Here is a 23432-nt window from a genome sequence, read left to right on the forward strand (position 1 = left end):
CTATGATCCAGGTAAAAAATATCACTTATCAGATTGGGAAGAAGGAATTAGTAAAAGAATTGAGTTTTGACGTGAAATCCGGGGAATTATTAGCCATTCTTGGTGCTAACGGAGCAGGTAAGAGTACACTGATGAAACTGTTATGCAGAGAGATATCACCAAATTACGGAGATATTATGCTGGGCGGGCAATACTTGAAGAAATATAGCTTACCTGAACTGGCCAGGCGACGTGCAGTACTTTCTCAGCAAAATACAATCTCCATTTCTTTTATTGTGAATGAACTGGTCATGATGGGCAGATATCCTCATTTTGAACATCAGCCTGGCCCGGAAGATTACGAAATTGTAAAACAGGTGATGGAAGAAACAGGTATCACGCATCTTTCAGCGAGAGACTATAATACCCTTTCGGGAGGAGAACAGCAAAGAGTTCAGCTTTCTCGTGTACTGGCACAAATCTATGATTGTCCGGATGCCTGTTTGTTTTTAGATGAACCAACAAATGGATTAGATCTTCTTTATCAACAGCAGGTTATGGAGCTTGCCCGCAGACTGGCAGACCGTGGTTATTGCGTGATCTGTATCTTACATGATATCAATTTTGCCTCTCGTTTTGCGGATCAGATACTAATGCTGAAGGACGGCAGGAAAGTGGCTATGGGAACCCCGCTGGAAGTAATTAATTGCGAAAATATACATGAAACCTTCAATATTAACGTTAAGTTAATGTCATGTGAAGGATATAATTGTCCGCTGGTTATTCCGGCAACTATACAAACATAAAATTTATAACAATGGAAAAAGTAATAGAATTAAAAAGTCAATGGGAAGCTTTTAAAGCAGAAAATCCTAAAGTACGTATAAGAGATGCCGCTAAAAAATTAACAACTACTGAAGCTGAATTATTAGCGACTTCAATCGGAGGAGCAGTTACCCGTTTAACCAATGCTTTTCAGGAAATTCTGAAAGCAGTAGAGTCATTAGGTAAAGTAATGGCTTTGACACGCAACGATTATTGCGTTCATGAACGTAAAGGGATTTATAAAAATGTAACATTTTCCGGCCCTATGGGACTTGTTGTAAACCCGGATATTGATTTAAGGTTATTTATGATGCAATGGTCTTCTGCTTTTGCAGTGGATGAGAATGGCAGAAAGAGTTTGCAGTTTTTTGGTAAAGACGGAGAGGCGATCCATAAGATTTACCTGGTAGAAACAAGTGATGTGCGAGCATATGATGCTTTAGTCTCCGCCTTCACCGCTGTTGATCAGCACGAAGCTCTTTTGATCAATACAGATAAAAAGGTAGTGGTAGAAAAACCAGACTCAGAAATTGATGTGCCAGCTTTTAAAGAAACATGGCTTGGCTTGCAGGATACACATGATTTTCATGGTATGTTAAGAAAATTTGGCGTAACCAGAACACAAGGATTACGTTTGGCTCCAGAAGGTCATGCAGTAGTAATCACTAAAGGATCTTTGAAAGCAGTGATAGAGAAAGCTTCAGAGACTGATCTGGAAATTATGGTATTTACAGGAAGTGCAGGCTGTATCCAGATTCATACAGGTCTGGTTAAAAATCTATTGCAGACCGGCCCGTGGTTTAATGTTTTAGATCCTGATTTTAATATGCACCTGCGTGAAGACGCAATTGATAAAGTATGGTTAGTTAAAAAGCCTACTTCAGATGGTATTGTCACTAGTATTGAGGTATTTGATCAAGCTGGTGAGATCATCGTTCAGTTTTTCGGTAAACGTAAACCAGGTATTCCTGAGAACGAACACTGGAGACTGATGGTAAATGAAGTAGCTGTCATTTCTTAGTTTTTGTTGCTATTAATTAAGTTTATACCAGGAAGCCTGGCCGTTATGGCCGGGCTTTTCTGATTTGCGGCCTTCTGTTTTTTTTCCTAGTTTTAACGCCAGCTAACGCCACTCAATTAGCAGATGAAACCTTAAAATTTCTCATTTAATCTTTATATTTTGGACAAGCAATCAATTGATAAAAAAGACCTCGAAAAACAGAGCGCAGCCAGGGCAGCAGTTAAATTTATTCAGCAAAATGATATTGTTGGATTAGGGACTGGTTCTACCGCTTTTTTTGCGATTCAGGAAATAGCACTGTTAGTGAAGAATGGGCTGAAAATCAAAGGTGTACCTACTTCTGAACATACCGCTTCGCTCGCCTTATCGTTAGGGATTGAATTACTGCCAATGGAAGAGGTTAAATCAATTGATATTACTATAGATGGAGCTGATGAATTTGATACACAGTTAAATTTAGTCAAAGGGGGCGGGGGTGCATTATTCAGAGAGAAAATTGTGGCTTCCCTCACTAAAAATGAAATTATTATCGCGGATTCGGGTAAATTGGTCGCTCAGCTGGGAAAATTCAAAGTTCCCATTGAAGTGGTGCCGCTTGCGCTTAATTATGTGGTACAGCAGCTCAGTAAATTAAACGGAAAAGGAGAAGTGCGGATGAAAGATAACTCACCGTTTATCACAGATAATCATAATATCATTGTGGATGCGGACTTTGGGCTGATCAGCGATCCTGCTGCTTTAGCAGAAAGCCTGAACAGGATAGAAGGGATTCTGGCACATGGCTTATTTGTGCAGCTTACTTCAAAGATTATCATGGGAAAAGGAACCGAAACTATTATATATGCTGGAAATTAACTTTGATCCCTTTCCAGTACTGGAATCGGAACGTTTAGTCCTCAGAAAAATTACACCTGCGGATGTTGATGAAGTATTTGCCATCAGATCTGATGCGCAGACTATGAAATATATTCCACGTCCACTGGCAAAGACCAAAGAAGATGCATTGGAACATATCAACGTAGTAAATAAAGCTATTGAAGATAATGTTGCCATCAACTGGGGAATTTCATTTAAAGATGATCCTAAACTGTTAGGGATGATTTGTCTGATCAGAATGCAGCCGGAAAATTACCGGACAGAAACCGGGTATATCCTTCATCCTGATTATCACCGGAAAGGGATTATCAGCGAAGCGTTTGCCACGGTAATTGACTATGCCTTTAATGTGCTTAAATTTCACTCGCTCGAAGCCGTGATTGATCCGGATAACATTGCTTCTGAGCAGTTATTGATCAAACATAATTTTGTGAAAGAAGGGCATTTCAAAGAAAATGGCTTTTTTGAAGGTAAATTTATTGATGCGGTTATTTACTCACGGATTAATCGATAAATGAATTCTCATTTAGCTGATTTTAAAACCCAGGCGCTAACTCGATGCTGTTCCTTTTATTATTATGATATAAATCGTATCTTTGTATCATATTCATGATACTATGGTAAATCTCGAATGGTACCGCACATTTAAAGCTATTTATGAAACCGGCACTTTGACCGGAGCAGCAGAAGCACTTTTCGTATCTCAGCCGGGCGTAAGTTTACACCTGAGCTCTTTAGAGTCTTATGTGGGCTATAAACTTTTTGATAGAACATCCAGAAAGATGGTTCCTACGGAAAGGGGTAAAGTGATGTATAACTTCGTACTGGAAGCTTTATTGAAATTAGAAGAAGCTGAAAAACACTTCCACCGTAGTACTGAAAAGGAAAAACCGACCCTGAGTTTAGGGATGTGTTTTGAAACCTTTCAGCTGATGCTTGAACCTTATTTATCAAGTTTAGCTTTTAATGTGATTGTTAAATTCGGGGATTATCCGCAAATGCTGAACGATCTTGATAATGGGATCCTCGACATGGTCATTACCCCGCATATGGATAATACCATGAAAAATATTGCCTATAAACCATTCTCGAAAGAACGGATTGTGCTGGTAGGAGGATCGAAAAATGACCTGACAGATTTTGAGCTGATGCATCAGGATGGAAACCTGAAAGGCATGCAGGAATGGCTGAAACATCAAACCTGGTATGGCACTTCTGGTGATATGGAACATCTGATGAGGTTCTGGCATTTCAATTTTAATAAAAGACTGGACTTTAAGCCTAATTATATCGTTCCTAATATGAGTTCTATTGTGCGCTGTATTAAAGGAATGGAAGGATTTGCAGTGGTACCGGACTTTTTGTGCCGTCATGAAATACTGGATGGAAGCGTTAAATTAGTATGGGAAGGCAATAAAGTCATGGAAAATACGCTTCATTTCGCTATGCGGAAAAAAACAATCTATGCTGCGGAAATTAAAACGATCCAGGATATTTTTGAAAAAGAGATGGTTCCGCTGGAATATGAAATATGAACAGGGACATTTGCCCCATTTTTGAATTTATTTCCTGAATTGCAGCATAAAAACTTACCTTTGTCTCCAAGAAATCACCTTGTAAGTGATTCGACACCATTAATTCATTAAATTCACATATAAATCATAGTTGTAGATGATTAACATTACACTTCCGGATGGCTCAGTACGTCCATATGAAAAGGGAACAAGTGCCCACCAGATTGCATTATCAATATCTGAAGGTCTTGCCCGTAACGTTTTAGCGGCCGAAGTTAACGGCGAAGTCTGGGATTCTTCCAGACCTATTGAAAATGATTCAGCAGTTAAATTATTAACCTGGAATGATACCGCTGGTAAAGCTACCTTCTGGCACTCTTCTGCCCACATTATGGCCGAAGCATTAGAAGCGTTATATCCGGGTACTAAATTCGGTATCGGCCCTGCTATTGAAACAGGCTTCTATTATGATGTTGATTTTGGAGATCAGGAATTTTCTTCAGATCATTTTAAAGCGATAGAAACCAAATTCATGGAACTGGCCAAACAAAAAGAAGTTTTTGTAAGGGAAAATGTTTCCAAAGTAGATGCAGTTGCTTATTTCACTGAAAAAGGCGATGAGTATAAATTAGACCTTATACAGGGACTGGAAGATGGTAAAATCACTTTTTATAAACAAGGTGAATTTACTGACTTATGCCGTGGCCCGCATCTTCCGAATACAGGATTTATCAAAGCAGTAAAGTTAACAAACGTTGCTGGTGCGTACTGGAGAGGTGATGAGACTAAAAAACAGCTAACCCGTATTTATGGTGTTACTTTCCCTAAAGCGAGTGAATTAACAGAATACCTGTTGATGATCGAGGAAGCTAAAAAACGCGACCACAGGAAATTAGGAAAAGAGCTTGAATTATTTGCTTTCTCTGAGAAAGTAGGGATGGGCTTACCATTATGGTTACCTAAAGGAGCTGCCTTGCGCGAACGTTTAGTGAATTTCTTAACTAAAGCACAGGGAAAAGCAGGATACGAACAAGTAATTACTCCGCATATCGGACACAAAAACCTATATGTAACTTCAGGTCACTGGGATAAATATGGAGCTGATTCTTTTCAGGGGATAAAAACACCTCAGGAAGGGGAGGAGTTCATGTTAAAACCAATGAACTGCCCGCATCACTGTGAAATATATAAAGTTAAACCACGGTCTTATAAGGATCTTCCATTACGTTTAGCAGAATTCGGTACAGTTTACCGTTACGAGCAAAGCGGTGAGTTACACGGCTTAACAAGGGTTCGTGGGTTTACTCAGGATGATGCACACTTATTCTGTCGTCCAGACCAGGTGAAAGACGAATTCATGAAGGTGATTGACCTGGTATTGTATGTATTTAAATCTTTAGGATTTGAAAATTACACTGCACAGATTTCCTTAAGGGATCCTGAAAATAAGTCGAAGTATATCGGTACTGATGAAAACTGGAAACTTGCTGAAGATGCAATTATCGAAGCTTCGGCAGAGAAAGGTCTGAATACAGTAATTGAATATGGTGAAGCTGCATTTTACGGACCGAAACTGGATTTCATGGTGAAAGATGCGCTAGGTAGAAAATGGCAGCTCGGAACTATCCAGGTAGATTATAATTTACCGGAAAGATTTGAACTGGAATATACTGGCAGCGACAACCAGAAACACAGACCGGTAATGATCCATCGTGCTCCATTCGGTTCCCTGGAACGTTTTATAGCAGTTTTGATTGAACATTGTGCAGGAAATTTCCCGTTATGGCTTTCTCCTGAGCAATTTATAATCCTTCCTATTTCAGAAAAGTATGAAGAATATGCCAAAAAAGTTTCAGATGAACTAAATAATTCCGATATTCGCGGTTTGATTGACTTTCGCGATGAGAAAATCGGAAGGAAAATCAGGGACGCTGAGGTGAAAAAAACTCCTTATATGCTGATTATCGGGGAAAAGGAAATGGCAGAAGGAAAATTATCAGTAAGGAAGCACGGAGAAGGGGATTTAGGAGAGATGACTATCCAGGCGTTCAGCGAATTATTAATTAAAGAAATAACAGTTTAAACAGTATATAAATTTGGCATTAGGCAGACCAGGATTTAATAGGGGACCACGTCCTCCTTTTAAGAAAAAAGAAGCAGAACATAATATTAATCAGTTTATCAGAGCCCAGGAGGTTAGATTAGCTGGCGATAATGTTGAACCGGGGATTTATCCTTTGGCAAAAGCTTTAGCCCTTGCCGATGAACTGGAGTTGGACCTGGTAGAAATATCACCAAACGCAGTTCCACCGGTTTGTAGAATAATCGATTACAGCAAGTTTGTTTACGAACAAAAGAAAAAGCAGAAAGAGATTAAGGCGAATGCTAAACAAACCATCATTAAGGAGATCCGTTTCGGACCTAACACTAATGATCATGATTTTCAGTTCAAACTGAAACATGCAGTTAGTTTCCTTGAGAATGGAGAGAAAGTTAGAGCATATGTGCATTTCAAAGGTAGAGCGATCGTTTACAAAGAGCAGGGAGAGATCTTATTGCTTAAGTTCGCACAAGCTTTGGAAGATATAGGAAAGGTTGAACTTTTACCTAAGTTAGAAGGTAAACGTATGTTCCTTACCCTTGCTCCAAAAGTTGCAAAAAAATAAATAAATTACATAAATAAGAACAGGTTATGCCAAAAATGAAAACCAATTCCAGTGCTAAAAAGCGTTTTTCGCTTACTGGAACCGGTAAAATCGCAAGAAAAAACGCATACAAAAGTCACATTTTAACAAAAATGTCTACTAAACGTAAGCGTAATTTGGGTCACACCTCAATGGTGTCAGCTGCTGATATGGGCAACGTTAAGCGTATGCTTGCTATCGGTAAATAATTAGAATTTTAAACCAGGTACCCGGTAGTAAGTTTGCTGAAATACGCAACACCGTTTATCAAAAAACAACAACACTATGCCACGTTCGGTAAACGCAGTAGCTTCGAGAAGAAGACGGAAAAAAGTCCTTAATATGGCCAAAGGCTATTGGGGATCAAGAAGTAAAGTATTCACTGTAGCAAAAAATACGGTTGAGAAAGGTTTGCAATATGCATACCGTGACCGTAAAGTTAAGAAAAGAGAATTCCGCGGTTTGTGGATTCAACGTATTAACGCTGGTGCGCGTCAATATGGAATTTCTTACTCTCAATTCATTGGTAAATTAGCGGCTAAAAACATTGGTTTAAACCGTAAGGTTTTAGCTGATTTAGCTATGAATCATCCAGAAGCTTTCAAAGCAGTAATTGATACAGTTAAATAGAAATATATAACATCAACGAAAAAGGGGTAGCAATTTGCTACCCCTTTTTTTTATCTTAAATTTTTTAGGTTTTATACTCCGCTACCTATTGTACAAGGATCTGCGGTTTGGTTAACTGGTTGTGAACTTTCCTTTGTGACTGTCTGCCACGCAATCAGCTGTAATTGGGTCGCTACTGAACTTGGTATACCTAAGCTTTTAGCAGCTTTTTCCTGTGCACCAAGGGTACGTACATCAACCCCTGTGATTTGCTGAAACAGCACAAGCCCACTCAGGTAAGCGCCATAAGTATTAGGGTGATGATAGTCAGGTTTACTGATCTGAGGATCATTAACTTTGTTCAGACCATACCATAAAATTGGCAGGTTTGAATTACCCAGGTAAGGATCTGCATTGGCTATTTTTGCTGCCCATGCATTTACCCATGCTTCACCAACAGGGGCAACACCTGCAATGTTTCCATCATGACTGGCAGCGCTATAATAAGCGTTGTGGTTCGCATTGGCCAGTGTGGTAAGGTTGGCGGCGTAGTTTGCGCTGAAGCCTGAAGCATTAGGATTTCCCCCGCTCATGGTTTCAGCAAGATCTGCCGATGGCCATGGCTCATAAAGATATACCTTTGCTGCCGATGATGCACCGTGAACAGCTTTTTCGATGGTTTGTACACTTGAACAGAAATTAGCAGGATTACTGATATTACTATTGGTCAATGAATAGGGAATAGGTTTTACACTGATCTCCTGTAAAACTACAGCATTCCATTTTGCTTGTGCAATCACATCAGGAGCAGCAGCATAATTTTTTGCCAGGCTGGTTGCTGAAATGGCTTCGATATGTACATCGTAGTTTAAGCCCGTTTCGTAAGCAAACTCAGCGAAAACTCCGGGAATACCTCCCCATGGGCCATTTTCTAATTCTTGTCTTGCTCCGGTCTGGCCAAAGTTTTCATCAAAAACAAGCGTCGAACCACTGGTTGCATTTGCAATACCTCCTGAATTGTATTGACGTACCGGGGCATATCTCCCGTGAGTAAAGCTGTCTCCTACAAACAGGATTCTTTGTAGATTGGTGTTCTTAGGTATTGAATTGGATACTGTGTTGGGTTGCATAACATTATTACTGTCCTTAGTACAGCTGTAAGTTAATGCGGAGATACTAACCAGCATTCCTGCCATTAAGATCTGGCGCTTTTTGTTTTGAATTTTCATAGTGATGTTTCTGAATTGATAAGCTATATATATTCAGTAAATGAACGATACATTATAGTCAGTATTGCAAGAACTTCATACAATTGAAATAACAATGACAAGTGGATTAAAATGCCATTAACAAGCTACTATATCGTATTATTTTTTGTCTGTCCCATAAAAAAAGCCCCCGGATAGCAGATTGCTTTCCGGAGGCTTTACAGGTGTGATCCTATATCTTAATCTTGTAATCTATTCTTGTACTTTATCCGCAGGTTTAGGTCCTTTGTGATGGTCTTTTTTGTTTTGTGCCCTGGCTTTTTTTGCGGTACGTAAATCGTCCAGCTTTTTCTTTTGGTCAGGAGTTAAAACCTGGTCAATCTTAGCATCTGTTTCTTTCTTAGAAGCCATATGCTGATCTCTCTTCGCTTTTCTGTCTGCACTGGTTTGTTTATGCCATGCTTCAGTTTGCTTGTACTTGTCAAGCTCTACTGCATAAATCTTTTGTTTCTGATCGGCAGTCAGTGTAAGTTCTTTCTCCAGTTTAGCGGTACTTTTTTCTGCTCTTTGTTCCGGGGTCATTTTCTGCTTACCTGTACTTTGCGCAAACGTGGCAGTTAATCCAATGAATGCTATGGCTAATGTTAAAACGATTCTTTTCATTTGTATATGGTTTTAAAGCATAGAGTGAAAAACAGGGAAAGGGTTTAAAAGCGATTTAGTTTTTATTCATTTGCGAGATTGATTTCTGCATCTGGGACATCATATTGGTCAGGGTCTCCATCGTTGGTTCAGGGGTCGCATCAGGCAGTGTAGAGCTGATGTAAGCCTTTGCTTTCCAGATCTCCAGGATATCTTCAGCAGGAACATTATAAGGGTCGTACAGCTTGTTATCAGAAACCAGTTTCAATTCCTTGTTTTCTTTGAAACGATTTCCTGCACGTTTATAAACTACGCCTTCATTTTTGCTGACAATTACATAAGTTTCCCCGGTTTTTACATCATTCCAGTTATCCATGTATTCGCCAATGATAATACTGCCCGGCTGAATTGGCAGCATAGAATCTCCAACAATTTCAAATGCTCTGAAAGTACCTTGTTTTAAAGACGGCAGGGGCAACTGGAATTTAGGAAGGTCTTTGATATATTCAGGGTCTGAGAAGCCGTTCAGGTAACCTGCACTGGCTTTTACAGGAACCATTTCGATGTTTTCATTATCGCTCTGATCTACAGAAATACTCAGTATCCTTAAGTTTGAACCCTGACTTTTTAATTTAGGCTTCCAGTTATCGTTGATAATTTCGTTGATAAACTCATCCATTGTTAATTCATAATGTTCTGCTATTTTTTTTAGCAAATCATATTTTGGTTCTGCACGGTCTTCTTCGTAAGCTCCAACCAACGACCTTTTAATTCCCATCAAATCAGCAAATTGCTGTTGTGTGTGGCCTTTTTTCTTTCTTAAGTATTTGAGATTTACGGAAATATTCGACATAAAATAAAAGATTAAAAATAATTTGTTTTTACTAAAATTGTTAGTATTATTGTACCAATAAAGTTAGTAATATTTATTCGCACTGCAAATATATATGCTAATTTAATTAGTGGTAATAAATTAAACTACAAGCAATGAGAAAATTTGTCTACATCGTGACCGATAGAAACCGTACCAGTTTACATGTTGGAATGAGCGCTGATTTAATTAAGACGCTTGATTTTTATAAAAAAATGCCAAGTCTGTTCTTTGACAGCGGCCAGCAGCTTACGCGCCTGGTTTACTTTGAAGAACTTAAAACTGAATCACAGGCACTGAACCGTTTCAAGGTGATCAGCAGGTTTACCAGGATGCAGAAGGAACGTCTGGTACGTGCCTGCAACCCGGACTGGATTGATCTGACCATAGGTCTTGACTTTGAACATATCACCATGAGCAGACCATTATCCACGCAGGTGAAAATACCATTGACTATTATGTCTTAAGTAAAGGTCTGTATGGACTGAAAGATATTTGTGAAATAAATCCGGTAACCAATATGCAGCATAAAGATAGAAAAGAGGATGTGGTCACTGATGAAATGATCATGAACCATATCTACGTACTCAGAGGGCAGAAGGTGATGATTGATCTTCATTTAGCGAAACTTTATCAATTAGGAAACAGCAGGGTCAGAACAGTAGTTAGCCGGAATACCACTCGTTTTCCAGCAGATTTTATGTTTAAGGTGAGTGAGGAAGATGAACTTTCCTTAATCAGACAGGATAGTGAGATTAAACGAAACCCAAGATTAAGAGCTTCTCCGATTGCTTTTACGGAGCAGGGGCTGGCGATGCTGGCTGGCTTGCTGAACGGTGAGCGGGCAATAGCAGTAAACATCAGGATCATTCGGATTTTTACGCTGATCAGGCAAATTGTCCCTGACTTTCCTGAATTATACAGAGAGATGGAGCAGTTCAAAAATAGTCTGCTGAGGTCTGATACTTAAAAAGGCCAGTGAGGAGAGATAATGTCCTACTGGCCTTTTAGAGGTTATTTACTTTTACCCTCGTTTTTTTTCTTCTCTTCGTCCTTTTTCTTTTCCTCTTCTTTTTTCTTATCCTTTTCTTCCTGACGTTTCTTTCTTTTGAGTTCGCGTTCTTCTTTTCGGGTCAGCGGTACAGTTGCTGGTGTCAGCTGTTTTACAGGAGTTTCCGGAGTTTCGCTTTTTACTTCATCCTGCTTCTCCGCAGGTTTATCTCCCTCTACCGGTACAGCTACATGCAATGAATCTGTGGCTACACTATCAGTCTTAGTAGTATCTACTGCATAAACCGGGGTAGGGCAGTTATAGTTTCTGGTAATTGGTACCGTTGCTTTCGGGAATGGCCCATAAGTGTAACCTGTACTCTTATCATGGTAAACCTTTTCCATAAACTTGGCGAAAATAGGTAAAGCCGTGCGTGATCCTTCACCAGTTTCACCATTCTTAAAGTGAGCTGAACGTTCATCACAACCAACCCATACACCCGTTACCAGGTCTTTGGTAATTCCCATATACCAGGCATCTACGTAATCTGAAGAGGTTCCTGTTTTACCACCAATCTGGTTATTTTCTTTCCAAAGGTCCCATTCCCATAACGCTCTTGAAGTTCCTCCTGGTTCTTCCATCCCGCCCCTGAACATATAAAGCATTAACCAGGCAATCTCCTCAGAAATTACTCTTTTGGTTTTAGCCACAAAATTTTCCAGTGAATTACCATCCTGATCTGTGATTCTTTCTACTAAAATCGGATCTGTTCTTACCCCTTTATTCAGAAATGTCCCATAAGCTCTCACCATTTCAAATACAGAAACATCATTAGGGCCTAAACTTACAGAAGGCACAGACTCCAGATGACTGTCAATACCGCACTCATGTGCCCATTTAACTACGTTTTCCCAGCCTACTTTTTCTGTTACCTGCGCAGTAATCGTATTGATTGAACGGCCCATTGCAGCGCGCAGAGAGGTTTCACGGTAACTATTCTGCCAGTTCGCATTTCTAGGTTCCCAATATTCTGTTTTACCTTTTTCTTCGTATTTGATTTTAACCGGCTTGTCAATGAAAGTATCGCAAGGGCTCATACCGCTTTCAAAAGCAGCCAGGTAAGCAAATGGTTTAAAAGTTGAACCCGCCTGACGCTTAGACTGGTTCACGTGGTCATACTTAAAGAACTTATGATCTAAACCACCTACCCATACTTTAATCTTACCATTGAAAGGATCTAAAGTCATCATCCCGGTATTCATGATTTTACCATAGTAACGGATAGAATCCATTGTCGAGAAAAGCGTATCACGGTCACCTTTATAGGTGAAAATTTTCATCTTTTTCTTCTTATTGAAATAAGCAGTTACCGAATCGGGATTGTTTGGATATTTTTTCTCCAGCATCGCATAAATCGGAAGGTTCTTCATTGCACGGCCAGGGTAATCCACTTTTTTCTTTTCTGAATCCTGCCATGGATCTTCTTTTCCCCAAACACTGTAAAACCTGCGCTGAACAACTTTCATTTGTTCTGCTACAGCTTCCTCTGCGTATTTTTGAAGTTTAGAGTCGATGGTAGTATATATCTTAAGACCATCTTCATAAAGATCATAACCATTTTTATCACACCAGGCTTCCAGATATTTCGCTACTGCGGCTCTCAGGTATGAATCACCGTCACTGCCTTCGTCTTCTCTGCCTTCTTTAAGTTTAACCGGTGTGTTTTTATATTGTGTAAGTTCAGCAGCAGTGATATAGCCGTACTTATTCATTTGTGATAAAGAAACGTTTCTTCTTTCCAACGCTCTTTCAGGGTTTCTGATAGGGTTATAAGTAGTCGTTCCTTTCAGCATACCCACTAACATAGCAGATTCAGGTACGCTCAGCGAATCAGTTTGTTTATCAAAATAAACTCTCGCTGCTGTTTTAATCCCGTAAGCATTGTTCCCGAATGAAACTGTATTCAGGTACATGGTAATAATTTCATTCTTAGAATAGTTGCCTTCCAGCTTTACAGCTGTCATCCATTCTTTTAATTTAGAAACTATAGTTCTGATGACCGGGATATGCTTGATAAAGCCTTGTGACTTATTATATCTGGTGCGGTACATGTTTTTTGCCAGCTGCTGGGTGATCGTACTTGCACCTCTTTTATCGCCCGTGGCTGTAGAAAGTCCGCTTGATAATAAAGACCTGAAATCAATCCCCATATGTTTGTAGAAACGGACATCCTCTGTTGCTACCAGTGCATTGATTACGCTTGGTGAGATCTGTTTGAAAATAACAGGCGTACGGTTCTCTTTGTAATATCGCCCTATTAACTTCCCGTCTGAAGTGTAAAGCTCCGAACCTACACTTTGCGTAGGTAATTTGATATCCTTGTAAGAAGGAGAGTAGCCAAACAGCCACAGGAAATTCAATTGAAGTGCACAGAAGAAAATGATGATACAGAAAATAAATACGGAGAAATAACGCAGGTATTTATTATGGATCTCTTTAAACATATAGTATGGTCAAAAAATTAGTAAAACAGTGTAAGCTTGCTGAGCCTATATCCAAATCAAACCATTAAACGAAAGGGTTGGATTCTTAAGTATATATACTGGAAATATAGCTCAATTTAGAAGGCAAAGAAAGACAATTTAAACCAAATTCAGAATTTTATAAACAAGAAATAGGCGCAGGTAGTATTTGATATGGCTTGATTTTTGGTAAATTCAAATCCCGTCTGTTCAGACGTAGTTTAAATCATACAATCCATGAGTAAAGAAACCAACCGCTTTTTAGCACCCGCAGGTCAAAAGATAAAGTTAAAAGACTATAGTACACATTATAATGGAGATCTGGGTAAAAAAGTCGGGAAGGCAACACTCGCATCTATAAAGGAAAAATTAAGTAATCATCAGGAAACATTATATGCTGAAAACTCCCATTCGGTACTGATTATTTTTCAGGCAATGGATGCCGCAGGCAAGGATAGTGCAATTTCGCATGTGATGTCTGGTTTAAATCCACAGGGTTGCCAGGTATTTAGTTTTAAAACCCCCAATTCCAATGAGTATGCGCATGATTTTTTATGGCGACACTATCTTGCGCTGCCCCAAAGAGGAAGAATTGGTATCCATAACCGGTCACATTACGAAAATGTACTCGTTTGTAAGGTTCATCCTGAGTATATATTAAATGAAAGGATTCCGGGATATGATGATGTTAAAAAAGTGGATAAGAATTTTTGGAAAGCCCGTTATGAAAGCATCCGTAATTTTGAGAAACAACTCACTGAAAATGGTACGGTAATTCTTAAATTTTTCCTTTACGTTTCGCAGGATGAACAAAAAGTTCGTTTTCTGGATAGAATCAATGATCCTTCAAAAAACTGGAAATTCTCGTCCGCAGATATTGCTGAAAGAGCACTCTGGAAAGATTATATGCTGGCTTACGAAGAAGCGATTACAGAAACATCGACTAAAAATGCACCCTGGTATATTATTCCTGCTGATAAAAAATGGTTTGCCCGTTTGACCATCAGCCAGATACTGGAAGAAACTTTTAAAGGAATGAAACTTAAATATCCTGTATTACCAGTTGAAGAAATGGAGAAATTAGAAGGATACAAGAAAAATTTAATGGGAGAAGATTAAGAAAGTATTCACAATTAAACAGTTTCTTTAATTCTATGTCGCTTATTTTAATAACTTTGCGTCGCTTTTGGTTCCTGATCTTACCGATCAGGATTAAAAGGGAATATGGTGTAAATCCATAACTGTCCCGCAGCTGTAAGCTCCTTAACGGAATTCGTATCCAGCCACTCATGTTTAATATGGGGAAGGCATGAATCTCCGGGAGTAAGTCAGAAGACCTGCCTCTAGCGTTATAATTTCATAGCTTTCGGGGATTGAAGCTAGGGGTGAGTGCTTTTTATTGACGTAATCATTTCCTTAATCTGCTGTTTGCTGTGGGTAACCCTCACAACAAAATGACTAAAAGAAAATTTGCCTTAGATGGCATCTGTAATTCTTTTTTCGGCTTTTCTGCTATAGTATGGCTTGGGGTTTTTGTGCCTTATAATTCTTCAGCGCAAACCGACTCTGTTAAAAAGGCAAATGAGCTGAAAGAAGTTTCTATCCGTGCTATAAAGCTCAGCAAACGCCAGCTTTCTGCTTCCCCGTTACAAATTTTATCCGGCAAAGATCTCGAAAGATTAAACAGCTTATCGGTTGCAGATGCAATCCGGTTTTTCTCAGGTGTACAATTGAAAGATTACGGAGGGATAGGAGGCTTAAAGACGATTAACGTCAGAAGTATGGGCACTAACCACACTGCCGTATTTTATGATGGGGTACAATTAGGAAACGCACAAAACGGACAAGTCGATCTGGGCAAGTTCTCCTTAGATAATATCGAAGAAATAGAACTTTATAATGGGCAAAAGAGCACCATTTTTCAGTCTGCAAGAGGTTTTGCCTCCGGAAGTTCTCTATACCTGAATGCCAAACAACCTGAATTCGAAAATGGACAGACCGATCATCTCAAAGCTGCTGTTAAAGGAGGCTCATTTGGGCTGATTAATCCAAGTGTGTTGTGGCAGCATAAAATCAGTGATGCAGTTTCAGCCTCTTTTAACACAGAATATAAAAATGCTAACGGCCGTTATAAGTTCAGGTATACTAATGGGGTTTATGACAGCACATTTGTGAGAAAGAATGCTGATATCGAAACGATGCGGGTTGAGGCCGGCTTAAATGGTAAATTAAAAGACAGTAGTGTCTGGGCAGCCAAAGTGTATTACTATAAAGATCATCAGGGGTTGCCTGGCGCAATCGTTAGCAATAAGTATGACTTCACTCAGCGCTTATGGAATGAGAACTTTTTTGTTCAATCCAGCTACAAAAAAGAAGCAGGACGATACAATCTGATGGCCTCAGCAAAATACGCCAGGGATTATGTGCGCTATCTGGATCCTGATTTTGTGAAAGATGATGGGTTTCTGGATAACAGATTCAAACAGCGTGAACTTTATTTATCACTCACCAACCGCTATAAAATCAATTCATTCTGGGATGTAGTTTTATCTGGTGATTATCAGTATAACACGCTGGATGCAAATCTTGACTACTTTGCTTATCCTACCAGAAATACCTTTTTGACGGCACTAGCTACTCAAATCCATTTTGAAAGAATAGATGTGCAGGCAAATTTGTTGAGGACTTACGTCAATGATAAAGTAAAGCAGTTTTTTTCTGCGGGAAATAAAAACGAGCTTACACCTACAGTCATGGTCTCGTGGCAGCCATTCGACAATCTGAAGGAATTCCGGGTGCGCAGTTTTTACAAAAGCATTTTCCGTATGCCTACTTTTAACGATTTGTATTATACCTCTATTGGCAATACATTGCTCAAACCAGAGTATACGAAACAATATGATCTGGGATTAACCTATATCAGGGCGTTTAAAGGACAGAAACTACAGCAAATATCAATTCAGACTGATGCCTATTACAATAAGGTGAAAGACAAAATTGTTGCTGTACCAAGCGCAAACCTGTTCCGCTGGAGCATGCAAAACTTAGGAAAAGTAGAAATTAAAGGGTTGGATGTGAATATACAGACAGCCTGGAGCATCATAACAGATCTCTCCTTGACCACAGGATTAACTTATACTTATCAACAGGCGCTAAACGTAACTGATAAGAACCTGAATTATAGAAATCAGATCGTATATACTCCTGTAAACAGCGGTTCCTTTATTTTGGGTGCAGACTGGAAAAATCTGGCTATGAATTATAGCTATATCTATGTTGGCCAGCGGTTTAATCAGGGAGCGAATAATGTATATAATTATGTGCCAGCCTGGTATACGCATGATATTGCCTTTCATTATACTAAAGTATTAAAACATGATCGTTTTCGTATTTCTGCGGAAGTGAACAACTTCCTGAATCAATATTACGATGTGATTGCCAATTTCCCGATGCCCGGCCGCTCATACCGTTTCACCTTAGCCTATTCTTATTAAAATATAACCTTAAATAATCAAACATGAAAAAACAGCTCCTTTATCGTTTATCGCTGGCCGTTATGGTGTCAGCATCCCTGTTTTCGTGCAGGAAGGATCCTCAGCCAGCTCCTGAACAAGTCGAAATACTGGAACCAACACCATCGGGCCCTGTAAAAGGCCTTTACCTGCTCAATGAAGGTAATATGAATATGAATAAAGCCTCATTGGATTATCTGGATTTAGCAACTGGTGTATATCGCCGGAATATCTATAATCAAGCCAACCCTGAAATCGTTAAAGGATTGGGTGATGTGGGTAATGATATTGGCGTATATGGTTCTAAAGTATATGTAGTTGTAAATCTGTCTAATAAAATAGAGGTTTTAAATGCTAAAACAGGCAAAAAACTCGGTCAGATTCCTTTTGCCAATTGCAGATATATCACTTTCTATAAGGGTAAGGCTTATGCAAGTGCTTATTTAGGTACTTTGGGTGACCCTACAGCTGGTAATGGTGTTGTTATAGAGATAGATACGGCAACGCTTACCGAAAAAAGACGCGTTGAAGTTGGCCGTCAGCCAGAAGAACTGGCTGTAGTGAGAGGTAAATTATTTGTTGCTAATTCTGGTGGTTACAGTGCTAAGAATTATGAGAGAACTGTCTCTGTGATTGATTTGAATAGTTTTCAGGTAACGAATAAAATTGATGTGGCTATTAATCTTCATCGCCTGAAAGCTGATAAGTATGGTGATTTATATGTGAGTTCAAGAGGAGATTACATGAATATACCTTCTAAACTTTTCGTGATTGATACCCAGACTGAAAAGGTGAAAAAATCATTTGATATAGGAGTCAGTGAAATTGTAATAGATGATGATCTTGCTTATTACTATAGTACTGAATATAGTTATGAAACGGGTGAAAATAAAATTACCTATGGAATGATTGATGTGAAAACAGAGACTCCATTAAGCAAGAGCTTCATTACCGATGGTACAAATGAAAAAATAACAATTCCTTATGGAATTGCGGTTAACCCGATTACTAAAGATGTATTTGTAACTGACGCGAAGGATTATGTTTCTCCTGGTACTTTATATTGCTTTACACCTGCGGGCATCAAGAAACTTGAAGTCACCACAGGTGATATTCCTGCACATTTTGCTTTTGTTTATTAACCAATCAACCAGATATAACTATGAAAACAAATTTAAAACCCCTTTTAATCGCACTGATGGGTGCTGCTGTATTTGCAGGATGTAAAAAAGACGGTAACAATGCTAACGGGATAACTCCTGGAAAAGAAGTCAATGCTGTAAATAGTAAGTTCATTTCTAAGGTATACGAATACCTCCCTGCACCAGGACAATTTATTAACGAAAGTCTGGGCAGTTTAGCAGGCGCACAGCGCATTATTGGTGATGTTAGCCAGACCGGTATGGTCTCACTTGGTGGCTATGGTGGTTATATCGTTTTTGGTTTTGATCATTCTGTGATCAACAGAGCAGGACATGATTTTACTATTTATGGTAATCCTTTAGGCCCTGTATTGCAATGGTCGGAACCAGGAATCGTAATGGTCAGTCAGGATGTAAATGGCAATGGTTTGCCTGATGATGTATGGTATGAGGTTGCTGGTAGTGAATATACTTCACCAAGTACCATTAAAAACTATCAGATTACTTATACTAATCCAAAAGCTACTGCCGATGTAAATTGGACAGATAATCAAGGTAATTCAGGAAAAGTAGAAGTTAACCAGTTCCATAGACATAATTATTATCCGCTGTTTGCACCAAATCAAGAGACTCTTACGTTTAACGGGACATTATTGAGATCTACATGGGGTATGGAAGGCAGCATTTATGTTAACCGTGCATTTACTTATGGATATGCTGATAGCTGGTCAACGGGTGATTATTATGAGCAGAATATGTTTAACTCATTTGATATCGCATGGGCTGTAAATAGTGCTGGACAGCCGGCCAACCTTTCAAAAATAGATTTCATCAAGGTCTATACAGGTCAGAATGAAAAAGGCAATACGATGTTAGGTGAAATTTCAACCGAAGTTAGAGGTGCCGTAGATTTAAATATTAACTAATACAATCAATGAATTTTAAAAAATCAATACCCTATTTGTTTGCCGGATTATCCATGCTGGCTATTGCTTCTTGTAAAAAAGATAATGAAAAAGAACTTTTACTTCAGCCGCAGACTACAGAATCTTTAAAAAATAATGGAAAGGATTCTATTACAGTTAGTGATACTTTGTTATTGCATCCAAAGCTTGCCAATACTAAAAATGCCATTTACAGCTGGACAGTGAATGGTGCACGTACCGGATCTGATTCTATATTTACTTTTAAAGCAGTAAATAAAGGAGATTTTAAGGTAAGTTTTAAGGCGGCGACTCCTGGTGGCGAAGTGACCGTTGATTATCAGATCCATGTTTGGGATAAATATGAGAATGGTTTTTATATTGTGAATGAAGGCTGGTTCGGGCATGGAACAGGAACGGTAAGTTTTTACCGTTACAATACCAATCAAATGGAGGATAGCATCTTTGTAAAAGAAAATCCAACAAAAGATTTGAACCCGGTATCTTCTACACTACAGTCTGGCGTTGTTTTTAAGAACAAATTCTACCTGGTTTCAAAGGTAGGGGGGCCGATGGTGGTTACGGATGAATACAGTATGAAAGAACTGGCACGTGTACCAAGTCAGGGTGGCAATGATTGGCGTTCATTTGTGGGTATTACTGATACTAAAGGACTTCTGAGCTCAGGTAAAGGCGTATTTCCGGTTGACTTAAATACATTGGCTATTGGCAGAACTATTGACGGTGTAGGTGGTCAGATTGGTGATATGATCAAACAAGGGGATTATATTTTTGTGCTTTCTTCAACGGATGGTGTAGTGATTCTGAATGCTGCTGACAATAAGGTAGTGAAAAAGATTGCTGGTGCTTCTGTTGGCTTTACCCGTACTATTGATGGCAATATCTGGGCTGCGGGAGGTACTAAACTATTTAAAATTAATGCTGCACTGGATGTAGAAGCGATTACAGTCCCTTTCACAGTTTTTGGTTCATGGGGTGCATGGCATCCTGGATCTATTACTGCTTCTACTAAAGAGAATGCAGTTTTTATTGCTAAAAATGGATCTTTTAGTGGTGGTTCAACGATCTATAAATATATTCCTGGAAGTGATACTTCTCTGCAAGCTCCATTTTTAACGTTACCTACAGGTAAGATACTTTACGGTGCTGGTTTAAGCTATAATGCAAAATTGGATCAGTTATTGGTAAGTACTGTACAGTCAGGCTTCGGAGAAAACTTTAAAGTGAACAACCTATATTTCTATGATCCGATAACTGCTGCTATTAAAAAGACAGTTTCTTATAGTGGTTATTATTTCCCTTCGGTAATTGTAGCCCACCAATAAGCTATAAAATCTTGTGTGTGTGTTGTTACCCCTTTTACCATAATGGTAAAGGGGGTTTTTTAAAATAAGGTGATTCCAACATTCCAGCCTAACCAACCGCTGGTTGTGTTATTGAATTTATGCGCATAGCTGGGTGGTACTTGTTGTTTAAAGCCTTTTACGCCCGATCCTTGTGGATAATCTGTAGCATAAATTGAATAGGAAGGTCCACCGAAAATAGTCAGCCCATTCGTTATTTTGAACTGTAAGTTTAGCTGGAGTTTATTGAGGTTGGAAGACTCAGACCAATTGCCTGTTGAAATAAATTGAGAAAGATATTCAACTCCCAGAGCTAATTTTTGATTCAGCTGTATTTCATGTCCCAGCCCAATACCCAGAGAAGAAATTTTTGCAGTATCTGAGATATTTCTTCCGGCCATCAGGATCGTGTAGAGTTTTTTAGTGCCTGTTTTAAGACTGATATTTGCATTAATGAGCTCATTACTGGACAAACTGATTTTTTGGTAGCCATTCTTTTTAACGATATTGATTAAACCGATGCTATAACCCGAAGAGCTGTCAGCAACATTAACCAAACCAAATTGTACGCCTTTAACTGTTTTGGCATAATTAAATAACCCGGCAATCTGTACGCCTTTCAAAGTTCCGTTAGTTATATTCGCGGCACCAGCCATTTGTAATCCCTGGAAATCTTTTCGGGTATGGTTATATAAGCCGGCAGCCTGAAATCCATGCAGATCTCCCCTGACAACATTCATTACCCCGGCCATTTGAAGACCAGTAGTATTGCCACGGACATAATTGATTAAACCACCAGCCTGCATCGCATTCACATTTCCAATAACTGAGTTTACAGCGCCAGCCATTTGTATTCCTTTTACAGATCCGCCGACAATATTAAACAAACCTGCTATTTGTATCATGCCTACATCTGTTTTGTCCATATTGAATAAACCGGCCATTTCAAGGCCATCAAGTCCGGCTGAGTATCCCCCTAAAATATTGAAGGATGCCTTATTGATCACTTGGGAGCTCATCATCCCATGTGAGCTTAAACCGGGGGTGAGAGAGGCTTGAAACGGGCTGTTTGCCAGAAAACCCGAGAGGTTTAAACTTTGGAACCTTTGCCTGGATGAAACGAAGAACCTTCCGATTCCCATGTTTTCCACCAGGTTGCTTACTTTGCTTTTACGTGTTGAAGACGTGTCTTCATAACCCTGTGGCTTGATGGTGATATTAGAGAGAAAGATCAGGGTAGTATCCCGGTAAGCTTCTTTACTGGCGGTGAGGATCACTTCATTGTAATCACCTTTGAAACGGAGTTTGAAATAACCGTCGTTATTAGTTAAAGTAGATTGAAGTAACCTTTTTTCATAAACACTGGCTTGTTTAATTTTTGCCCCTGTTTTAGTATCAATCACATACCCGCTGATCAGATATAAGCGTTCGGCAGTGGTGATGTTATCGGGTTCTATGGTGAGATGCAGGTTCGCTGAACGCAGGATAATGTGCTGCCCGTTTTCTTTGTAATCTATTTTCCCTCTGAATAATTGATCAAGGATGGTTCTTACCGGGGTATTTTGAACGGAAAGATTAACGAGGCTATCGGTATTGAATAAGTTACCCTGGTAGGAAAAGTAAAAATCGCCTGAAGTACTGATCTGATTAAGTACTTCGGCAATTTTTTGATTTTTCACCTTGATGGTGACGCGTCTGGATAAGTTTTCAGCGTTCTGTTGTGCACAGATTTTACAGGCGATGAGCGATAAAAAGCACAGTAGAAGTAATTTCCTGTTCATTATGATTTGTTTACCAACAGGATTTTTCCTTCGCTGTGTACTTGTTTAATATTAAAAGTTTCACAGATTGTTTGTAAAATGTGGTCCAGTGAATCTTCTGGGAAAGTAGTGGTCAGGAGCAGGTTTTTAATTCGCGGATCTTCAATAACAATATTTACCTGGTAGGCTTCATTGAGTGTCTCGATAACTTTTGATAGTGGAGTGTTGTTCAGGATAAGGGTTTTGTTCCGGTAGAAAGTGTAAAGCTGATCAGTATTGATCTCTTTTTTCAATTCAGTTGTACCGTTTTTGACAATCACTTTCTCTCCTTTGTGAAGCTCGACATCAGCGCCACTGACACTCACCTTAACGATTCCTGTTTCTACGATAACTTCTGTTTGTTCATTCAGGTATTTCACATTGAAAGAAGTACCAACTACTTTTATTTTTACTTTTTCTACATCGATAATAAATGGTTTCTCTTTGTTTGGGGTTACTTTAAAGAAGATTTCTCCTTTTTGCATACGAATTGCACGGTGATCCTTGAAATTACTGGCAAAACTTAATAAGGAGTTTTTATTCATCGTAATTGTTGATCCATCAGGAAGTGTTTTTACCAATACTTCTTTTCCGGCACCAACCGATATATAATCAACGCCGTTAAAAATGCGGTAGGTACTCCACAGGCCTGCGGCAATCAGAAATATAGCAGCAATCTTAAGCCATCCATATTTATAACGCAGCGGGACAATTTTAGCTTCCTGCTGAGTTGATGGGCTTACTTTGGCTTTAAATTTATTCCAGGCTTGTTCTTCATCTATGTTGCTTTTTGGTTCAAGCGCTTTACTTGCTTCCCAAATCTGTTTAAATTGATTATAATATACCTGATTAGCTGGATCTTCAGCTATCCATTGCAGTATTTCGGTGTTTTCTTCCGTACTTGTTTCGTTTAATAAGTGTTTTATTAAAAGTTCATCTCTATCGCTCAT

At 39.1% G+C, this 23432-nt stretch carries 22 protein-coding genes and 1 riboswitch; of the genes, 16 read left to right on the plus strand and 6 right to left on the minus strand.

Annotated features, from left to right (window positions below):
- Positions 1-2: 2 nt before the first annotated feature.
- The 9 genes from HDE70_RS03820 to rplT all read left to right on the plus strand — a co-directional run bounded on the left by HDE70_RS03820 (position 3) and on the right by rplT (position 7529).
- Positions 3-785: a heme ABC transporter ATP-binding protein gene (locus HDE70_RS03820; protein ID WP_183888121.1), complete on the plus strand. Its 783-nt coding sequence runs from the start codon at positions 3-5 to the stop codon at positions 783-785.
- 11 nt (positions 786-796) lie between these two features.
- Positions 797-1825, plus strand: coding sequence for a hemin-degrading factor (locus HDE70_RS03825; protein WP_183888123.1), 1029 nt, complete (start codon positions 797-799; stop codon positions 1823-1825).
- A 159-nt stretch (positions 1826-1984) separates the two neighbouring features.
- The gene (gene rpiA, locus HDE70_RS03830; protein ID WP_221302001.1) at positions 1985-2680 is read left to right on the plus strand and encodes a ribose-5-phosphate isomerase RpiA; all 696 of its coding nucleotides are present in this window, start codon (positions 1985-1987) and stop codon (positions 2678-2680) included.
- A complete protein-coding gene (locus HDE70_RS03835) occupies positions 2667-3215 on the plus strand; it encodes a GNAT family N-acetyltransferase (RefSeq protein WP_183865375.1) in 549 nt (182 codons plus the stop codon). The genes rpiA and HDE70_RS03835 overlap by 14 nt, the downstream gene beginning before the upstream one ends.
- Before the next feature lie 103 nt (positions 3216-3318).
- Complete coding sequence (locus HDE70_RS03840; protein ID WP_183865376.1) at positions 3319-4236, plus strand: LysR family transcriptional regulator; 918 nt, start codon at positions 3319-3321, stop codon at positions 4234-4236.
- 136 nt (positions 4237-4372) lie between these two features.
- A complete protein-coding gene (thrS, locus tag HDE70_RS03845) occupies positions 4373-6298 on the plus strand; it encodes a threonine--tRNA ligase (RefSeq protein ID WP_183888126.1) in 1926 nt (641 codons plus the stop codon).
- 13 nt (positions 6299-6311) lie between these two features.
- Positions 6312-6881: a translation initiation factor IF-3 gene (infC, locus tag HDE70_RS03850; protein ID WP_051759761.1), complete on the plus strand. Its 570-nt coding sequence runs from the start codon at positions 6312-6314 to the stop codon at positions 6879-6881.
- A gap of 26 nt (positions 6882-6907) precedes the next feature.
- Entirely contained in the window at positions 6908-7108 is a 201-nt protein-coding gene (gene rpmI / locus HDE70_RS03855) for a 50S ribosomal protein L35 (protein ID WP_041887185.1), read from the plus strand.
- Positions 7109-7184: 76 nt separating this feature from the next.
- Positions 7185-7529: a 50S ribosomal protein L20 gene (rplT, locus tag HDE70_RS03860; protein ID WP_068400926.1), complete on the plus strand. Its 345-nt coding sequence runs from the start codon at positions 7185-7187 to the stop codon at positions 7527-7529.
- A 71-nt stretch (positions 7530-7600) separates the two neighbouring features.
- Here rplT and HDE70_RS03865 read toward each other — a convergent pair whose 3' ends face one another.
- The 3 genes from HDE70_RS03865 to HDE70_RS03875 form a co-directional block, all read right to left on the minus strand.
- Positions 7601-8737, minus strand: a complete 1137-nt coding sequence (locus HDE70_RS03865; RefSeq protein WP_183865378.1) for a hypothetical protein — start codon at positions 8735-8737, stop codon at positions 7601-7603.
- 231 nt (positions 8738-8968) lie between these two features.
- A complete protein-coding gene (locus HDE70_RS03870) occupies positions 8969-9379 on the minus strand; it encodes a hypothetical protein (protein ID WP_183865379.1) in 411 nt (136 codons plus the stop codon).
- 55 nt (positions 9380-9434) lie between these two features.
- Complete coding sequence (locus tag HDE70_RS03875; RefSeq protein ID WP_183865380.1) at positions 9435-10211, minus strand: XRE family transcriptional regulator; 777 nt, start codon at positions 10209-10211, stop codon at positions 9435-9437.
- Positions 10212-10345: 134 nt separating this feature from the next.
- On the opposite strand from HDE70_RS03875, the gene HDE70_RS03880 reads away from it, so the two are divergent.
- Both HDE70_RS03880 and HDE70_RS03885 read left to right on the plus strand, forming a co-directional pair.
- Entirely contained in the window at positions 10346-10696 is a 351-nt protein-coding gene (locus HDE70_RS03880) for a GIY-YIG nuclease family protein (protein ID WP_068400917.1), read from the plus strand.
- A gap of 53 nt (positions 10697-10749) precedes the next feature.
- Positions 10750-11199 carry an ORF6N domain-containing protein gene (locus HDE70_RS03885; protein WP_183865381.1) on the plus strand — a complete coding sequence of 150 codons (450 nt, stop codon included), beginning with the start codon at positions 10750-10752 and terminating at the stop codon, positions 11197-11199.
- 44 nt (positions 11200-11243) lie between these two features.
- Here the strand turns inward: HDE70_RS03885 and HDE70_RS03890 are convergent, their stop codons facing one another.
- A complete protein-coding gene (locus HDE70_RS03890) occupies positions 11244-13724 on the minus strand; it encodes a penicillin-binding protein 1A (RefSeq protein WP_183888128.1) in 2481 nt (826 codons plus the stop codon).
- A gap of 255 nt (positions 13725-13979) precedes the next feature.
- On the opposite strand from HDE70_RS03890, the gene HDE70_RS03895 reads away from it, so the two are divergent.
- The 5 genes from HDE70_RS03895 to HDE70_RS03915 all read left to right on the plus strand — a co-directional run bounded on the left by HDE70_RS03895 (position 13980) and on the right by HDE70_RS03915 (position 20665).
- The gene (locus HDE70_RS03895; protein WP_183888130.1) at positions 13980-14861 is read left to right on the plus strand and encodes a polyphosphate kinase 2 family protein; all 882 of its coding nucleotides are present in this window, start codon (positions 13980-13982) and stop codon (positions 14859-14861) included.
- A gap of 51 nt (positions 14862-14912) precedes the next feature.
- Positions 14913-15102, plus strand: a riboswitch (cobalamin riboswitch).
- Positions 15103-15196: 94 nt separating this feature from the next.
- On the plus strand, positions 15197-17236 hold the full coding sequence (locus HDE70_RS03900; protein WP_183888131.1) for a TonB-dependent receptor plug domain-containing protein: 2040 nt from the start codon (positions 15197-15199) through the stop codon (positions 17234-17236).
- Between the two features lie 23 nt (positions 17237-17259).
- The gene (locus HDE70_RS03905) at positions 17260-18396 is read left to right on the plus strand and encodes a YncE family protein (protein WP_183888133.1); all 1137 of its coding nucleotides are present in this window, start codon (positions 17260-17262) and stop codon (positions 18394-18396) included.
- 20 nt (positions 18397-18416) lie between these two features.
- The gene (locus tag HDE70_RS03910; RefSeq protein WP_183888135.1) at positions 18417-19322 is read left to right on the plus strand and encodes a PKD domain-containing protein; all 906 of its coding nucleotides are present in this window, start codon (positions 18417-18419) and stop codon (positions 19320-19322) included.
- An 8-nt stretch (positions 19323-19330) separates the two neighbouring features.
- The gene (locus HDE70_RS03915) at positions 19331-20665 is read left to right on the plus strand and encodes a DUF5074 domain-containing protein (RefSeq protein WP_183888137.1); all 1335 of its coding nucleotides are present in this window, start codon (positions 19331-19333) and stop codon (positions 20663-20665) included.
- Positions 20666-20724: 59 nt separating this feature from the next.
- Here HDE70_RS03915 and HDE70_RS03920 read toward each other — a convergent pair whose 3' ends face one another.
- Positions 20725-22464: an STN and carboxypeptidase regulatory-like domain-containing protein gene (locus tag HDE70_RS03920; protein WP_183888139.1), complete on the minus strand. Its 1740-nt coding sequence runs from the start codon at positions 22462-22464 to the stop codon at positions 20725-20727.
- Positions 22464-23432: a FecR family protein gene (locus tag HDE70_RS03925; protein ID WP_183888141.1), complete on the minus strand. Its 969-nt coding sequence runs from the start codon at positions 23430-23432 to the stop codon at positions 22464-22466. The genes HDE70_RS03920 and HDE70_RS03925 overlap by 1 nt, the downstream gene beginning before the upstream one ends.

Source organism: Pedobacter cryoconitis, from assembly GCF_014200595.1.
GTDB lineage: Bacteria > Bacteroidota > Bacteroidia > Sphingobacteriales > Sphingobacteriaceae > Pedobacter > Pedobacter cryoconitis_C.

What these genes read in the sequence shown, in the direction of transcription:
- HDE70_RS03870 (WP_183865379.1), bottom strand. Translation starts at nt 9,379, where the DNA reads ATGAAAAGAATCGTTTTAACATTAGCCATAGCATTCATTGGATTAACT.
- HDE70_RS03880 (WP_068400917.1), top strand. Translation starts at nt 10,346, where the DNA reads ATGAGAAAATTTGTCTACATCGTGACCGATAGAAACCGTACCAGTTTA.
- rpmI (WP_041887185.1), top strand. Translation starts at nt 6,908, where the DNA reads ATGCCAAAAATGAAAACCAATTCCAGTGCTAAAAAGCGTTTTTCGCTT.
- HDE70_RS03825 (WP_183888123.1), top strand. Translation starts at nt 797, where the DNA reads ATGGAAAAAGTAATAGAATTAAAAAGTCAATGGGAAGCTTTTAAAGCA.
- HDE70_RS03820 (WP_183888121.1), top strand. Translation starts at nt 3, where the DNA reads ATGATCCAGGTAAAAAATATCACTTATCAGATTGGGAAGAAGGAATTA.
- thrS (WP_183888126.1), top strand. Translation starts at nt 4,373, where the DNA reads ATGATTAACATTACACTTCCGGATGGCTCAGTACGTCCATATGAAAAG.
- HDE70_RS03835 (WP_183865375.1), top strand. Translation starts at nt 2,667, where the DNA reads ATGCTGGAAATTAACTTTGATCCCTTTCCAGTACTGGAATCGGAACGT.
- HDE70_RS03920 (WP_183888139.1), bottom strand. Translation starts at nt 22,464, where the DNA reads ATGAACAGGAAATTACTTCTACTGTGCTTTTTATCGCTCATCGCCTGT.
- rplT (WP_068400926.1), top strand. Translation starts at nt 7,185, where the DNA reads ATGCCACGTTCGGTAAACGCAGTAGCTTCGAGAAGAAGACGGAAAAAA.
- HDE70_RS03890 (WP_183888128.1), bottom strand. Translation starts at nt 13,724, where the DNA reads ATGTTTAAAGAGATCCATAATAAATACCTGCGTTATTTCTCCGTATTT.
- HDE70_RS03905 (WP_183888133.1), top strand. Translation starts at nt 17,260, where the DNA reads ATGAAAAAACAGCTCCTTTATCGTTTATCGCTGGCCGTTATGGTGTCA.
- HDE70_RS03875 (WP_183865380.1), bottom strand. Translation starts at nt 10,211, where the DNA reads ATGTCGAATATTTCCGTAAATCTCAAATACTTAAGAAAGAAAAAAGGC.
- HDE70_RS03910 (WP_183888135.1), top strand. Translation starts at nt 18,417, where the DNA reads ATGAAAACAAATTTAAAACCCCTTTTAATCGCACTGATGGGTGCTGCT.
- HDE70_RS03885 (WP_183865381.1), top strand. Translation starts at nt 10,750, where the DNA reads ATGCAGCATAAAGATAGAAAAGAGGATGTGGTCACTGATGAAATGATC.
- HDE70_RS03840 (WP_183865376.1), top strand. Translation starts at nt 3,319, where the DNA reads ATGGTAAATCTCGAATGGTACCGCACATTTAAAGCTATTTATGAAACC.
- HDE70_RS03895 (WP_183888130.1), top strand. Translation starts at nt 13,980, where the DNA reads ATGAGTAAAGAAACCAACCGCTTTTTAGCACCCGCAGGTCAAAAGATA.
- HDE70_RS03915 (WP_183888137.1), top strand. Translation starts at nt 19,331, where the DNA reads ATGAATTTTAAAAAATCAATACCCTATTTGTTTGCCGGATTATCCATG.
- HDE70_RS03925 (WP_183888141.1), bottom strand. Translation starts at nt 23,432, where the DNA reads ATGAGCGATAGAGATGAACTTTTAATAAAACACTTATTAAACGAAACA.
- HDE70_RS03900 (WP_183888131.1), top strand. Translation starts at nt 15,197, where the DNA reads ATGACTAAAAGAAAATTTGCCTTAGATGGCATCTGTAATTCTTTTTTC.
- HDE70_RS03865 (WP_183865378.1), bottom strand. Translation starts at nt 8,737, where the DNA reads ATGAAAATTCAAAACAAAAAGCGCCAGATCTTAATGGCAGGAATGCTG.